At 72.8% G+C, this 12,576-nt stretch carries 16 protein-coding genes; 9 read left to right on the top strand and 7 right to left on the bottom strand.

Translation table 11 applies throughout. The annotated features are described in order from the left end of the window. Positions 1 to 213 (top strand): IS200/IS605 family transposase (gene tnpA / locus ABZW32_RS16870; protein WP_356216391.1); only part of this gene is annotated, 213 nt, incomplete at its 5' end. A 365-nt stretch (positions 214 to 578) separates the two neighbouring features. Here tnpA and ABZW32_RS16865 read toward each other — a convergent pair. Continuing rightward, positions 579 to 1,709, bottom strand: a complete 1,131-nt coding sequence (locus ABZW32_RS16865) for an NADH:flavin oxidoreductase (protein ID WP_356216388.1) — start codon at positions 1,707 to 1,709, stop codon at positions 579 to 581. 192 nt (positions 1,710 to 1,901) lie between these two features. Between ABZW32_RS16865 and ABZW32_RS16860 the strand changes: the two genes are divergently transcribed. From ABZW32_RS16860 to ABZW32_RS16845, 4 genes are all read left to right on the top strand, one after another. Beyond that, complete coding sequence (locus ABZW32_RS16860; protein ID WP_356216396.1) at positions 1,902 to 2,339, top strand: MarR family transcriptional regulator; 438 nt, start codon at positions 1,902 to 1,904, stop codon at positions 2,337 to 2,339. Positions 2,340 to 2,567: 228 nt separating this feature from the next. Continuing rightward, positions 2,568 to 3,329, top strand: a complete 762-nt coding sequence (locus ABZW32_RS16855) for a MerR family transcriptional regulator (protein ID WP_356216385.1) — start codon at positions 2,568 to 2,570, stop codon at positions 3,327 to 3,329. Between the two features lie 126 nt (positions 3,330 to 3,455). Beyond that, positions 3,456 to 3,818 carry a hypothetical protein gene (locus ABZW32_RS16850; protein ID WP_356216383.1) on the top strand — a complete coding sequence of 121 codons (363 nt, stop codon included), beginning with the start codon at positions 3,456 to 3,458 and terminating at the stop codon, positions 3,816 to 3,818. Positions 3,819 to 4,083: 265 nt separating this feature from the next. Continuing rightward, positions 4,084 to 4,848 (top strand): maleylpyruvate isomerase family mycothiol-dependent enzyme, encoded by a 765-nt coding sequence (locus tag ABZW32_RS16845; protein ID WP_356216381.1) that lies wholly within the window; start codon positions 4,084 to 4,086, stop codon positions 4,846 to 4,848. A gap of 347 nt (positions 4,849 to 5,195) precedes the next feature. On the opposite strand, the gene ABZW32_RS16840 is transcribed toward ABZW32_RS16845, so the two are convergent. The 3 genes from ABZW32_RS16840 to ABZW32_RS16830 form a co-directional block, all read right to left on the bottom strand. After that, positions 5,196 to 5,396, bottom strand: coding sequence for a hypothetical protein (locus ABZW32_RS16840; RefSeq protein WP_356216379.1), 201 nt, complete (start codon positions 5,394 to 5,396; stop codon positions 5,196 to 5,198). 247 nt (positions 5,397 to 5,643) lie between these two features. Next, positions 5,644 to 5,874, bottom strand: coding sequence for a hypothetical protein (locus ABZW32_RS16835; RefSeq protein WP_356216376.1), 231 nt, complete (start codon positions 5,872 to 5,874; stop codon positions 5,644 to 5,646). A 91-nt stretch (positions 5,875 to 5,965) separates the two neighbouring features. Beyond that, positions 5,966 to 6,559, bottom strand: a complete 594-nt coding sequence (locus ABZW32_RS16830) for a helix-turn-helix domain-containing protein (RefSeq protein WP_356216373.1) — start codon at positions 6,557 to 6,559, stop codon at positions 5,966 to 5,968. A gap of 124 nt (positions 6,560 to 6,683) precedes the next feature. Between ABZW32_RS16830 and ABZW32_RS16825 the strand changes: the two genes are divergently transcribed. After that, positions 6,684 to 7,793, top strand: a complete 1,110-nt coding sequence (locus ABZW32_RS16825; protein ID WP_356216370.1) for an NAD(P)/FAD-dependent oxidoreductase — start codon at positions 6,684 to 6,686, stop codon at positions 7,791 to 7,793. A gap of 42 nt (positions 7,794 to 7,835) precedes the next feature. On the opposite strand, the gene ABZW32_RS16820 is transcribed toward ABZW32_RS16825, so the two are convergent. From ABZW32_RS16820 to ABZW32_RS16810, 3 genes are all read right to left on the bottom strand, one after another. Continuing rightward, on the bottom strand, positions 7,836 to 8,777 hold the full coding sequence (locus ABZW32_RS16820; protein ID WP_356216367.1) for an NADP-dependent oxidoreductase: 942 nt from the start codon (positions 8,775 to 8,777) through the stop codon (positions 7,836 to 7,838). 175 nt (positions 8,778 to 8,952) lie between these two features. Then, positions 8,953 to 9,924 carry a M56 family metallopeptidase gene (locus ABZW32_RS16815; RefSeq protein WP_356216365.1) on the bottom strand — a complete coding sequence of 324 codons (972 nt, stop codon included), beginning with the start codon at positions 9,922 to 9,924 and terminating at the stop codon, positions 8,953 to 8,955. Beyond that, positions 9,921 to 10,301: a BlaI/MecI/CopY family transcriptional regulator gene (locus ABZW32_RS16810; protein ID WP_356216362.1), complete on the bottom strand. Its 381-nt coding sequence runs from the start codon at positions 10,299 to 10,301 to the stop codon at positions 9,921 to 9,923. The genes ABZW32_RS16815 and ABZW32_RS16810 overlap by 4 nt, the downstream gene beginning before the upstream one ends. 150 nt (positions 10,302 to 10,451) lie before the next feature. Between ABZW32_RS16810 and ABZW32_RS16805 the strand changes: the two genes are divergently transcribed. The 3 genes from ABZW32_RS16805 to ABZW32_RS16795 are packed head-to-tail and all read left to right on the top strand — an operon-like array spanning position 10,452 to position 12,447. Beyond that, complete coding sequence (locus ABZW32_RS16805) at positions 10,452 to 11,168, top strand: DedA family protein (protein ID WP_356216359.1); 717 nt, start codon at positions 10,452 to 10,454, stop codon at positions 11,166 to 11,168. Further along, positions 11,165 to 11,773, top strand: a complete 609-nt coding sequence (locus ABZW32_RS16800; RefSeq protein ID WP_356216357.1) for a phosphatase PAP2 family protein — start codon at positions 11,165 to 11,167, stop codon at positions 11,771 to 11,773. Before ABZW32_RS16805 ends, ABZW32_RS16800 begins: the two co-directional genes overlap by 4 nt. 11 nt (positions 11,774 to 11,784) lie before the next feature. After that, on the top strand, positions 11,785 to 12,447 hold the full coding sequence (locus ABZW32_RS16795; RefSeq protein ID WP_356216355.1) for a phosphatase PAP2 family protein: 663 nt from the start codon (positions 11,785 to 11,787) through the stop codon (positions 12,445 to 12,447). The last annotated feature ends 129 nt before the right edge of the window (positions 12,448 to 12,576 follow it).

The following is a 12,576-nucleotide window of genomic DNA, read 5'->3' as shown; positions in this document are numbered from 1 at the left end:
GAAACCAAGTTGGTCGAGTTCAACGGCGAACGCGACCACGTGCACCTGCTCGTTCACTACCCGCCGAAGGACGCCCTGTCGCGACTGGTCGGTTCGCTCAAAGGAGTATCCGCGCGCCGGCTCCGTCAGGAGTTCCCCGAGCACATCCGCAAGCACCTGTGGGGCGCCCACTTCTGGTCGCCCTACATCGAGAACCAGAAGCGACCCGACTGACCGTCACCCCGGAGGCGAAGAGAACTCCGGCGCTCCGCGCCTCCGGGTCAAGGATGCGATTCCTCCCGGGCCTGAAGGCCCGGGGTTCCTCGCAAGACCAGGCTGAACTTGTCGAACCAGGAGAAGCTACGCGGTGCCTCTCCAAGGACTGCCCGGCACTGGGCGATGGCTGTGGTTGATCCCGTCACGCCGCAGAGCGTAACCAGCAGCCCCTGCGGACCCGACGCCGGCCCGGCGAACCTCAACCGGAGCGCGAAACGCCCCGTGACGTCGGCGGACCGACGTCACGGGGCGCTCGCGGACAGGATTCCGGACGGCTACCGGCTCACCGGCTCACCGGCTCACCGGCTCACCGGCTCACCGGCTCACCGGCTGAGCGACTTGAGCGCCTCCGCGTCGTACGGCTTCAGCTCGTCGAAGCGGTTGCCGAGGACCTTCGCCGCCCACTGCGGGTCCTGGAGCAGCGCCCGTCCGACGGCGACCATGTCGAACTCGTCGCGTTCCATGCGGTCCAGGAGGTTGTCGATGTCGCCGAGCGCCGCACCCTCGCCGGCGAAGGCGCGGATGAAGTCACCGTCGAGGCCGACCGAGCCCACGGTGATGGTCGGCCGGCCGGTGAGCTTCTTGGTCCAGCCCGCGAGGTTCAGGTCCGAGCCCTCGAACTCCGGGAGCCAGTAGCGCCGGGTGGAGGCGTGGAACGCGTCGACGCCGGCCGCCGCCAGCGGGGCCAGGATCGCCTCCAGCTCCTCCGGGGTCTGCGCGAGCCGCGCGTCGTAGGCCTCCTGCTTCCACTGCGAGTAGCGGAAGATCACCGGGAAGTCGGCCGGGACGCGCTCGCGGACCGCGGCCACGATCTCCGCGGCGAACTTCGTGCGGGCCACCGCGTCGCCGCCGTACGCGTCGGTGCGGCGGTTGGTCCGCTCCCACAGGAACTGGTCGAGCAGGTAGCCGTGGGCACCGTGCAGTTCGACGCCGTCGAAGCCGATCCGCGCGGCCTCCGCGGCGGCCTCGGCGAACGCGCCGATGACGTCGTCGAGGTCGGCGCTGGTCATCGCCTTGCCGGTCCCCTCGGTGCCGTCGACGCGGATGCCGGAGGGGCCGACGGCGGGCGCGTCGGCGTACGGTGCCTCGCCCTGCTTGCGCACCATGCCTATGTGCCACAGCTGGGGAACGATCGTGCCGCCGGCCTCGTGCACGGCCGCGGCGACCTTCGCCCACCCCGCCAGCTGCTCCTCGCCGTGGAACCGCGGCACCCGGTCGCTCTGCCCGGCGGAATCGTGGCCGACGTAGGTGCCCTCGGTGACGATCAGGCCCACGCCCGCGGCGGCCCGGCTGGCGTAGTACGCCTGCACGTCCTCACCGGGCACGCCGCCGGGGGAGAACATCCGCGTCATCGGAGCCATCGCGATGCGATTGGGGACGGTCAGGCCGTTCAGCGTGACGGGCCGGGACAGGATCTCGGCCGCGCGGGAGGCGGTGGACGTGGTGACGGTCATGCGGGTCCTCCGGGTTGAGGCTGTGGCTCGTCGGGGTGACAACGAGAAGTGCATAGTACACATCTTATGTATCATGCATATTGCGCCGCCGGTCCGGCCCCGGCCGGGGTCGATCGGTCCACGGGTCGGCGATAATGGCGGGTGCCGGAAGGAGCGGGAGGCGCAGTGCTGGAGAAACTGGAGCGGGAGCTGATGCTGCTCTCGCGGCACCAGGTGCTGGCCCGGCGCGAGCGCGACCCCGAACGCCTGGAGCGGTCGGCGTACCTGCTGCTCAGCCGGATCGACACCCAGGGCCCCATGTCCATCGGGCAGTTGGCGGAGGCCTTCGGGCTCGACACCTCGACCGTGAACCGCCAGACGGCCGCACTGCTGCGCTGCGGACTGGCCGAGCGCGTCGCGTGCCCGGACGGCGGCATGGCCCGCAAGCTGCGCATCACCGCCGAAGGCGGGCGCCGGCTCGCCGGAGACCGTGAGGTCAATCAGTCCTGCCTGGCCCGGGTGGTCGCCGACTGGTCCCCCGAGGAGGTACGGGAGCTGGAGGACGTCCTGATCCGGCTCAACCGCAGCGCCGAGGCCCTCGAAGGCCGCTACTGGCCGCGCACGGAGGAAGACGACACCCCCTCCCCGTAGGAACGCCCGGCGTGGTGCTCGCGCTGGTCCACGGCTCGGGTTACGAGAGCCGTAGGTGGGTCTCAACAGCCGGCTGTTGATGACGGGTGGGCGAGTGGGGGACCTTCGCGGGTACTGAGTGTGGTGAGGGCAGTGTGTGCCGAGGGCCGGCTTGCGGTTGCCGTTGCGTCAACTCCTACGGTCATGGGTGTGGCCGGAGAGACCGGCCCGGTGATGAAAGGCACGGCTATGGCCTGGTCGATCGCGGACGTGGCCCGGATGTCGGGGGTGACCTCCCGGACGCTGCGGCACTACGACGAGATCGGACTGCTCGTTCCCGCGTACATCGGGAGCAACGGGCACCGTCACTACGAGGAGGCCGGGTTGCTGCGGCTGCAGCAGATCCTGCTGATGCGGGAACTCGGTCTGGGACTGCGGGAGATCACAGCGGTCCTGGAGTGCCAGGTCGACCAGGTGGCCGCGCTGCGCGAGCACCATCGCAGGCTGCTGGCGGAGCGGGATCGTCTGGACGTGCTGGCCGCCACGGTCGGCCGCACCATCGCCGAACTCGAGGAAGACAAGGACACCCACGACATGACGAAGATCAGCAGGCCGGAGAACCTGTTCCAGGGCTTCGACACCGCCCGGTACGAGGCGGCCGCCCGCGAGCAGTGGCCCGAGGAGGTGGAGCATTCGGCTCGGTTCACCGGCGCGCTCACCGACGAGGAGCAGGCGCGGCTGCAGCGGGAGGCCACCGCGGCGATGGTCCGTATGGCTGAGGCCATGGCAGCCGGCACACCGGTGACCGACCCGGCGGTGCAGGCCGAGATCGAAGCCCACTACCTGGGCATCTGCCGGATGTGGACCCCGAACGCGGCCGCGTTCAAAGCCCTCGGGCAGAGCTATACCGACGACGTGCAGTGGCGTGCCGTCTATGACCAGGTTGCTGCCGGGCTCGCCGCCTACCAGCGGGACGCGATGTCCGCCTACGCGGACGCCCGCCTGAACTGACGGGCCACCGGTCGCTGGAGGGCTGCAGACCTCCAGCCCCGGACATCCCCCCCGATCCGAACCATCGCCCGGCGGTGCCCCTCCGTGTGAAGCGGGATCGCCGCACACACCTGTCGGAGAGTTGCCGTGATCCCTGCTCACTGGTCTTGCCACCGCCGCCTCGAGGACAGCGAACTCCTCGGCTATCTGCGTCCGGTCCACGACAGTCCGCTTCTGTTCACCCCGGTGACCGTCTTCGGCTACCCGCTCGGCTCACCGACCGACGAGCGTCACGCCCGCGAGTGCCTGGACCGCATGGGGCTGAGCTGCCTGGCCCAAGACTGGCTGCTGTCCCTGCCCGGCCGTCCGGACCCGGTCACGGTCCGGATCGTCGAAGCCACCCCGAAGCAGCTCCGGGTGCAGAACATCGACTACGGCTACGCGGACGCCGACATCGGCCACGTCTTCGTCCTCGACGTCCCTGCCGCCGGGCAACTCCGTCCGCGCTGACTTCCAACCCGGCGCCCCGGTCACATCGGCGGCGCCGGAGACGAGAGCGGCGGCACCACTTGTCGGCGACCTCTCCCGGAGATCTCGTGCCCGTCCTGCCGTCCTGCCTGCTCGCACCCTTGTGGGATCAGGGATCAGTTCGAGGCGCGCAATCGCGCTGGAGGCGTACGACCGCATGATCGGCCCACCAAACGTCTGAAGTGACGTCTACTGCCGGGCTCTTAATCGAGTGCGAGGGTCCCGGTCCGGGTGATACAAGGGCCCCGTGACTGATCATTTCTCCTTCCCCACCCTGCTGCGGATGATCGACGAGCGTTCCGCCGCGTTCCGCGCCGCCGTCGCCGCGGCCCCCAGCCTCGACGCCGACGTCCCGTCCTGCCCGGGCTGGACGCTGTACGACCTGGCGAACCACCTCAGTGAGGGGGACCGCTTCTGGGCCTACATCGTGCTGAACACCGCGCCGGGCGACGAACGGCCGAGCAAGGACGGGCTGGCGGCGCCCAGGGAGCGCGAGGCCCTCATAGCCTGGCTGGCCGACTCGACGGAGCAGCTGCTCACCGCTCTGCGCGAGGCCGGCCCGGACCGGGGCTGCTGGGCCTGGTGGGAGCCGCTGGCCTCGCCGCACACGGTGGCCGCCGTGGCCCGCCGCCGCGTCCCGGAATCGCTGATCCACACCTACGACGCCCAGCTGGCCTCCGGTACCCCGCAGGAGCTGCCGACGACCGAGGCGGTCGACGCCATCGAGGAGTTCCTCGCCACCGTCTGCACCGGCACGGTCCCGTGGCCGGGCGAGCCCGCCACCATGGACTACCACGCAGCCGAGGCCGGCCCCTGGCGCCAGACGGTGGACGCCGCCGGTTCCCGCTTCACCCGCCTCACCGCGGCGGAGGCCTCCGAGAGCAAGCCCACCGCCGCCATCTACGGCACGGCGAGCGAGATGGCGCTGCTCATGTACATGCGCGTCCCGGCCGACTCGCTGCGGATCGAGGGCGACGCCGACCTGCTCCAGCGGCTGCAGGACTGGGGCTGAGGCCGACCGGCAGATGGATCACTTGAGGCGTCGGGTGGTGGGGCGGCCGTCCCGGCGGTAGCGGCTCGTCGAGCGTCGGATGAGCATGCGGAGCCCGACGCACCATTTGCCGGTCGGTCTTGGGCCGATCCCCGGGTACTGGTGTTGCCCACCAGGGTCGGGGATCGCTGGCAGGAGGCCCTGCTTTCATGCGCGGCGACCGCCGCGGGCACCCGATCGGGACTTCCCGTTCGACCAGCGCCCCTCGAGATCGGAACGACGCCGGCCGCTCAGGGCCGGCCGACAGCGTCAGCGGCATGCTCTTTGAGGAATGCACCCGCATGGGCCGCGGCTTCCTCCGCGGTCGCTTAGTACGCCCCGTCGCCGGCCGCACCGGATGCTCCGTCGGCGCCCTTGCCCGTCCAGGTCCAGCCGCCGGATGGCGCCTGGACCGGTTCGGCCGTCCCGCCGAAGATCTCCAGGGTGCTCGTGCGTGCGGTAGGGGGCGCCGGGCGGGTGATGGCGTCGGGCCACTTCTTGCGGGCGCCCTGGCGGGTGATGCCCCACACCGCCCCCAACTGCTCGTAACTTGCCCCGTAGGAGCCGGCGGTCGCTGGACGGGGCCGGGATAGAGGGCTGCGCTGCCCCAGCCGGCCATCTCCTCGCCGATCAGGTAGCGGTACAGCCACTCGGCGAAGGTCACGGGATGGCCGGCCCAGTCGCCTTCCGAGCCCTGGACCACGATCCCGTCGGGGTACCCATGGACCTCGGGTGCCAAGAAGACGGCGGCTCCCTGATCCGTGCCGGCGAGAGGGATCAGTCCGAGCGGATCTCCTCTCCCAGGTTCCGCCAGGCACAGGCCGGGTGGGATGCCAGATAGAGGTGCCCGTTGAGCCGGGCGGGGGCGTAGGCGTCAACGACGGCCTTGTAATCCGTGGGGAGCCCTCTGCCGAGATCCCGCTCCAGCCGGAGCCAGGCGGCAGGGTCGTCGTAGCGGTTCTCGCCTGGGCCGAGCATGTCGAACACGCTCTGCAGGTAATCGGTCATGGCTGCTCACACGTACTCGTTGAAGCCGCGCCGCCCGAGGGCCGCGACGGCCGGCGGTCGCGGGGCCGTGTCGGCCCGTCCGGAGGGTGGGTCAACTGCCCGGGTGGGAAGCCGTCCAGCCGTGTTCGAGCAGCGCGAAGGCCTCGTCGGCGGCGCGGCGGGGCTCGGCGTGTCGCTGGATGAGGCCGCGGGCCTCAAGGGCGAAACGGGCCAGGGCCGCGCAGCCGATGTCGTCCTCGGGAGCGCCGACGGCCTCGGCGATGGCCCGTGCCAGGGCCGCTTCGTGACGCGTCCACATGCGGTGGGCGTAGTCGCGCAGGGCCGGGGTCTCCCGCACCATGCGCGTGAAATCGGCGAACCGCGGGTCCGTGGCATGGACGGCGAGCTGGGTCTGCGTCAGCAGGATGTGCTCGCGCAGCGCCTGCGGGATCGACTGGCCGGGGGCTCGGTCGCGCACGGCGGCGACGAGCGCTGCTTCCAGGTCGTCGTCCTGATCGAAGACCAGGGCTTCCTTGCCGGAGAAGTGCTTGAAGAGGGTGGTCACCGAGACGTCGGCGGTGTCGGCGACGTCCTTGACGCCGACCTGGTCGTAGCCGCGGTCGAGGAAGAGTTCGAGTGCGGCGTCGGCCAGCGACTGGCGGGTCTGGGCCTTCTTGCGCTCGCGGCGCCCGGTCGGTTCTGTCACTCGTCCACCATAGATCAATGTGTAGTGACTAGAAAAGTGAAGTCGTTGCACTTATTTGGCGAGTGTGCTTTCTTGGTGGCGCCGGACCTCCCAGCAGCTCACCCACCTCCCGGGGGACACTCCCATGAACTCTGCCCGTGATCCCCGCATCGCGATCGTCGGCGCCGGCCTCGGCGGCCTGACCTGTGCCCGAGTCCTGCAGCAACACGGCCGCCACGTCACCGTCTTCGAACGCGAGGCCTCCGCCGACGCCCGCCCGCAGGGCGGCACCCTCGACCTGCACGTCGACACCGGTCAGGCCGCCCTGCGGGCGGCAGGACTCCTCGACCGGTTCCACGCCCTCGCCCGCCCCGAAGGAGAGGAGTGGCGCGTGCTCGACTTCGCCGACGCCACCCTCCTGGCACATCAGGGGCCGTCCGCCGTCGGCGGCCGGCCGGAGATCGACCGGGGCCAGCTACGCGGACTCCTCCTGGACTCGCTCACCGAGGGCACGGTGCGGTGGGACCGCCCCGTCACCGGGGCCACCCCACTGCCGGACGGCACCTGCCGGCTGCTCTTCCGTGACGGCACCGCCGAGGACTTCGACCTGGTGGTCGGCGCCGACGGCGCCTGGTCGCGGATCCGCCCGGCCCTGTCGCAGGCCGCACCCCGCTACACCGGCGTCACCTTCGTCGAGACCGGATTCGACCACTGTGACACCCGCCATCCCGACCTCGCCCGGCTGGTCGGCAACGGATCGATGCTGGTGAAGGGCGCCGGCCGGTCGCTGGCCGCCCAGCGCAACAGCAACGGCCACATCCGCGCCTACATCGCGCTCCGCGAGCCGGAGAACTGGCACGTGGCCGCCGGTATCGACCTCGACGACCAGCGGGCCGTGCGGACGTACCTGCTGAGGATGTTCGACGGCTGGGACGAGAGCCTGCGCTATGTCCTGAGCAACAGCGACAGCGGGTTCATCAACCGGCCCCTCTTCGTTCTGCCCGCCCCGCACACCTGGGAGCACGTACCCGGCGTCACGCTGCTCGGCGACGCCGCGCACCTGATGCCCCCGGTCGGGCTGGGCGCCAACCTCGCCATGCTCGACGGCTCCGACCTCGCCCACGCCCTCGTTGCCGAATCCGGCATCGGCGACGCCGTCCGTGCCTACGAGAGCATCATGCTGCCGCGCTCGATCGAGGCCGCGACGAGCAGCGCGCCGGGACTCGACCACCTCGTTCCGGCGACGGCCTCCTGAACAGCCCGCAGCCCGCAGCCCGAGCCGGTCCGCGAGTGGCGGTCAGTTCGACGGGGGGACGAGGACGATGCGCCCGCGCCGGCCGCGCGAGGCCAGGGCGTCGTGGGCCGCGGCCGCTTCCGAGAACGGCATCGTCCGGTCCACCCGCAGGGTGACACCGCCGGCGTCCGCGAGGGCGGCCAGTTCGGCGAGCTGTACCGCGTCGCTGTGCACCCGGACCTGCGAGACCCGGATCCCGCGCTCCGCTGCCGGACCGGCGCCGAGGACACTGACGAACGTGCCGCCGTCTTCTACCGCGCCGATCACCGCCCCGCCCAGGGCGGCGGCATCGATCAGTCCGCCGACTCCGCCGGGAACGGCTGCGCGGATCGCGGCGGCGGGGTCCTGCGAGCGCGGGACGAAGAGGGCGGCACCCAACTCGTGCACCAGTTCCCGGTCCTGGGACCCGGCGACGGCGACGACCCGCAGACCGCGCGCGGCCGCCAGCTCGACGAGGTAGCCGCCCACGGCGCCCGCCGCACCGGTGATCGCCACAGTGGCGCCGTCGGCCGCGGCGAGCAGGTCCAGTGCCTGCCAGGCGGTGAGTCCGTTCAGCGGGAGCGTCGCCGCCTGGACCGGGCTCGCGTGCCGGGGTGCGGCGGCGATGGCGGTGGCGGGCAGGACGACGTACTCGGCGTGCGTGCCCGCCAGGGTCTGCGGCCAGTCGGACAGGCCGATCACGGCGTCGCCGACCGCGAAGCCCCGGACGCCGCCGCCCAGGGCGTCGACGGTTCCGGCGACGTCGAGACCCGGAACGTAGTGCTCCTGCGCGGGGACGCGCGAGGCCAGGGCGCCGGAACGGATCAAGGCGTCGGCGGGGTTCAACGCGGCCGCCGCGACCCGGATGCGGACCTGACCGTCGCCCGGCTGAGGGGTCGGTACCTCGGCGACGCGGAGCACGTCGGAGCCACCGTATGCGGACAGGATGACGGCACGCATCTTCATGTCTTCTCTCTGCAGGCGTCCTGGCCGGGCGGGCCCCGGCGGTCCATCCCTGGAACCCGGACGGCCCGTTCCTCATTCCGGCGGGGCGACAACGGGCCGAATTCCACCGGGTGGAGGCGAATGCGGCGCCCGCCGGCACCCGCGACCCGCGGCCGGCCCCGTGGCGCGGCCGGCCTCAGCGGGATTCGCCCTGGGCGACTTCGATGCCGTCGTGCAGGTCGTCGGCCGCCTGGAGGGACGCCCCGGCGGAGAGCGTCACGCAGGCCACCAGTGCCAGCGCGGCGGCGCGCCGGGCGAGGGGCCGCGCCGGCCTGGCCCCGGTGCCGTGGCCGAGGAGGGCGGCGACGCGGCGGGGGACCGGCCCGGCGGTCGCGGGGAGGGCCAGACCGGGACGTGCGCGGCCGGCGGCGGCGGAAGCTCGGGTCGCGAGAGCGGCCCGGCCGATGGCCTGAGCGGTCAGGCGCCGGCTGCCCACGGCCCGGGCGGCGGATTCGTCGGCGCTGCGTTCCAACGCGTACGCGAGCGGCTCGCGCAGGGTCCGCAGCGCCGGGTGGCACAGGCCGGCCAGGTCGACCACGGCGGTGAACAGGTGGTGGCGCTCCCGGAGGTGGGCGCGCTCGTGGGCGATCAGGACCTCGCGCTCGGGCGGCGAGAGCGCGCGGAGCATGCCGGTCGTGACGACGATGCGGCCCGGACTCCCGGGCAGCGCGTAGGCGTCGGGGTGCTCGTCCGGCAGGACGACGAGTTCGCCGCCCGCCTCGGCCGCGAGCCTCCCGGCGCGCCGGAGCTGGGTCCAGCGCCGGCGCGCCCCCCGCACCAGCCGGGCGGCGCACCAGGCGAGCAGGGCCCCGGCGGTGACGGCGATCGCGATGACGGCGTCGGGCGATCCGCCGCCGAGCGGGGCGAGCAGGCTGAGCGGGGTGAGCAGATGGGCCGACGCGGCCACGGCGTGGAGGTGGGTGGCGCCGGGGACGATCAGCAGGGCCAGCGCGCAGGTGCTCCCGGCGGCGAGGCCGGCCGCGGTGACCGTCAGCAGCCAGACCACCTGGAGCGGAGACAGGTGCGCGGACAGGTGCGAGGCCAGCCGCCTGCCCGCCGGTGCGGCCAGGAACGGCACGAGGAGGGGGAGCCAGGCGATGTGGATCACGCCGCGTCCCCTTCCCCGTCGAGCAGGGCGCGCAGCAGGCGCTCGTCCTCGCCGCTCAGCTGCGAGACGAAGCGGCTCAGTACGGCCCCGCGGTCCTGGTCCTTCGCCAGTTCGGCGTGCATGCGCCGGGCGGTGAGACCGGAGGCGTCCTCGGTCGGAACGTAGACGAACCCGCGGCCGGACCGCTTCCGGGTCACCGCGCCCTTCTCGTACAGGCGGGACAGGATCGTCGTCACGGTCGTGCGGGCGAGGGACCCGCCCATCGTCTCCTGGACCCGGCCCGGGGACAGCGGGCCGTCCGCCGCCCAGAGCGCCGCCAGCACGCTGGCCTCCAGCTCGCCGGCGGGGCGCCGTTCCGGGGTCCTGTCGCCGCCCATGGGTGCGCTCCTCCAGGCTTCGATTCCACGCGTCGATCCCACGCGTCGATCGTCTACAGTGTTGTAGACCTTAGATGTGGAACTGTAGCCGCCAGTCGGCAGGGCGTCGCACCGGACCCTGTTCCTCTCACCCTACGGGAGCTGTTCGACATGACCTTGCCCGCTCTCGCCGCGGCGTCGCAGGCGCTCGCCCCGCAGGCCGTCAACCCGCTGCACGCGCTCGCCCCGCAGGCCGTCAACCTGCTGGACGCCGGTTCCCTCCTGTCCGCCTTCGGCGCCCTCGGCGTCGCGGCCGTCCTCTTCGCGGAGACCGGCCTCCTCGTCGGCTTCTTCCTCCCCGGCGACTCCCTCCTCTTCACCGCGGGCCTGCTCTGCGTGGCGGGCGACCGCGGACCGGTCCACCTCTCGCTCCCGCAGGTGCTGTGCGCGGCCGTGGCCGGAGCCCTGCTCGGGGCGCAGACCGGCTATCTCCTGGGACGGCGCGGCGGACGCGCCGTGCTCGCCCGCAGCCGCAGCCGCAAACTCCACGAGGGCGCCGCGAAGGCCGAGGAACTCCTCGACCGGTACGGGCACGCGAAGGCGATCGTCCTGGCCCGCTTCGTGCCGATCGTGCGCACCGTCCTGAACCCGATGGCCGGGGCGCTGAACGTCCCCGCCCGCGTCTTCACGCTCTGGCAGGTGACCGGCGGGCTCGTGTGGACGGTGGGTCTGGTGCTGGCCGGCTACGCGCTCGGCTCCTCCGTGCCCAATGTCGACCGCTACCTCCTGCCGATCGTCGCCCTCGTCGTCCTCGTCTCGCTCACCCCGCTCGCCGTGGAAGTGATCCGCCGGCGCAGCCCCCGCACTTCGAACGGAGGCTCGCATTGAGCCTGCTCGCCCTGGACGGCCCCGCCGTCGACGGACACCTGTACACCCGGCTCACCGACCTCGCCCAGCGGGCCCCCGGCTGGCTCGACGGCCTGGTCACCGCCTGGTCCGACTACGGCCTCGCCCTCTTCGCCGTACTGATGCTGGCCGCCTGGTGGCGCGCCCGGGCGGCGGCCGACCCGGCGAGGACCGCCACGGCGCTGGCGGCGCCCCTCGTCGTGGTCCTCGCCTTCCTCGCCGACACCGGCGTCAAATCGCTCTTCCGCGAGCAGCGGCCCTGCCAGACCCTGCACGCGGTCACGCTGGAGGCCTGCCCGCCCCTGGGCGACTGGTCGTTCCCCAGCAACCACGCCGCCATCGCCGCCGCGGCGGCCGCGGCCCTCTGGGTCACCGACCGCAGGCTCGCGGCGATCGCGGTGCCGGCCGCGCTGCTGATGGCCTTCTCCCGGGTCTGGGTGGGCGCCCACTACCCCCATGACGTCGTCATCGGCCTGGCCGTCGGGGCGGCGATCGCCTGGCTGCTGACCCGTGCGGCCCGCCGCGCGACCCCCCTCGTACAGCGGCTGGGCAGCTCGCCGCTGCGGCCCCTGGTGGCACCCCGATGAGGGTCCCGGCCATGGGGAGGGCCACCCGCTGGGGCCTGGTCGCGGCGCTGTGCGCGGTCCTGTTCGCCGTGCTGGCCGTTCTGGTCGCGGCCCGCCACGGCAGTCCGTACGCACTCGACGAGAGCTTGCACCGCTGGTCGGTGGAGCACCGTCCCGCCGCCGCGGTCGCCTTCGCGCGGGCCGTCACCACGACCGGGACCGGCCCCGTCCCGTACCTGTGCGCCATTGCGGCCGGACTCATCGCGGGCTGGGGCCGGGGCGTCCGCGGGCGGCTGCTGACGGCCGCGGGCGCGCTCGGATTCCTGCTCCTCGCCCAGGGCACGCGCTACGCCGTCCTGTACGCGGTGGCCCGGCCGCGTCCGCCCGTTGCCGACCGGGTGACGCACGCGTCCGGCTTCTCCTTCCCCTCGGGCCACACCGCCACCTCGGCGCTCGTGGCCGGTCTGCTGGCCTGGGCGGTGTGGCGCACGGCCTCGCCCGCCGCCGCCCGGCTCGGCTGGGTCCTGTTCGCCTGCTGGGCCGTCACGGTCGGCCTGACCCGCGTCTACCTCGGCGTGCACTGGCCCACCGACGTCCTCGGCGGCTGGCTCTACGCCCTCACCTGGCTCGCCGCCGCCCTGGCCGTGGAAGCCAGGGTCGGACGGGCCCGGGTGCCCCGAGAGGCCGGTGCGTGAGGGGTGGTGCGCGGGGTGGTGCGCGGTGGCGCGGCGGGTGGCGGCCGCCGCTGCGTCCGGGTGGCAGACGTACCGCGCACCATCGTCTACAGTGCAGTAGACGAAAGGGCAGCCTTGCCTAACTTGAGG

Origin of the sequence: Streptomyces sp. NPDC004667 (assembly GCF_040609475.1) — a bacterium.
GTDB lineage: Bacteria > Actinomycetota > Actinomycetes > Streptomycetales > Streptomycetaceae > Streptomyces.
The sequence above is the reverse complement of the archived record's forward strand: the minus strand, read 5'-3'. Positions and strand labels throughout refer to the sequence as shown.

Coding starts and splice junctions, on each gene's coding strand:
- ABZW32_RS16865 (WP_356216388.1), bottom strand. CDS start 1,709: ATGACCGTCACCACGTCCACCGCCTCCCGCGCGGCCGAGATCCTGTCC.
- ABZW32_RS16860 (WP_356216396.1), top strand. CDS start 1,902: ATGCTGCTCTCGCGGCACCAGGTGCTGGCCCGGCGCGAGCGCGACCCC.
- ABZW32_RS16855 (WP_356216385.1), top strand. CDS start 2,568: ATGGCCTGGTCGATCGCGGACGTGGCCCGGATGTCGGGGGTGACCTCC.
- ABZW32_RS16835 (WP_356216376.1), bottom strand. CDS start 5,874: ATGACCGATTACCTGCAGAGCGTGTTCGACATGCTCGGCCCAGGCGAG.
- ABZW32_RS16825 (WP_356216370.1), top strand. CDS start 6,684: ATGAACTCTGCCCGTGATCCCCGCATCGCGATCGTCGGCGCCGGCCTC.
- ABZW32_RS16820 (WP_356216367.1), bottom strand. CDS start 8,777: ATGAAGATGCGTGCCGTCATCCTGTCCGCATACGGTGGCTCCGACGTG.
- ABZW32_RS16810 (WP_356216362.1), bottom strand. CDS start 10,301: ATGGGCGGCGACAGGACCCCGGAACGGCGCCCCGCCGGCGAGCTGGAG.
- ABZW32_RS16805 (WP_356216359.1), top strand. CDS start 10,452: ATGACCTTGCCCGCTCTCGCCGCGGCGTCGCAGGCGCTCGCCCCGCAG.
- ABZW32_RS16795 (WP_356216355.1), top strand. CDS start 11,785: ATGGGGAGGGCCACCCGCTGGGGCCTGGTCGCGGCGCTGTGCGCGGTC.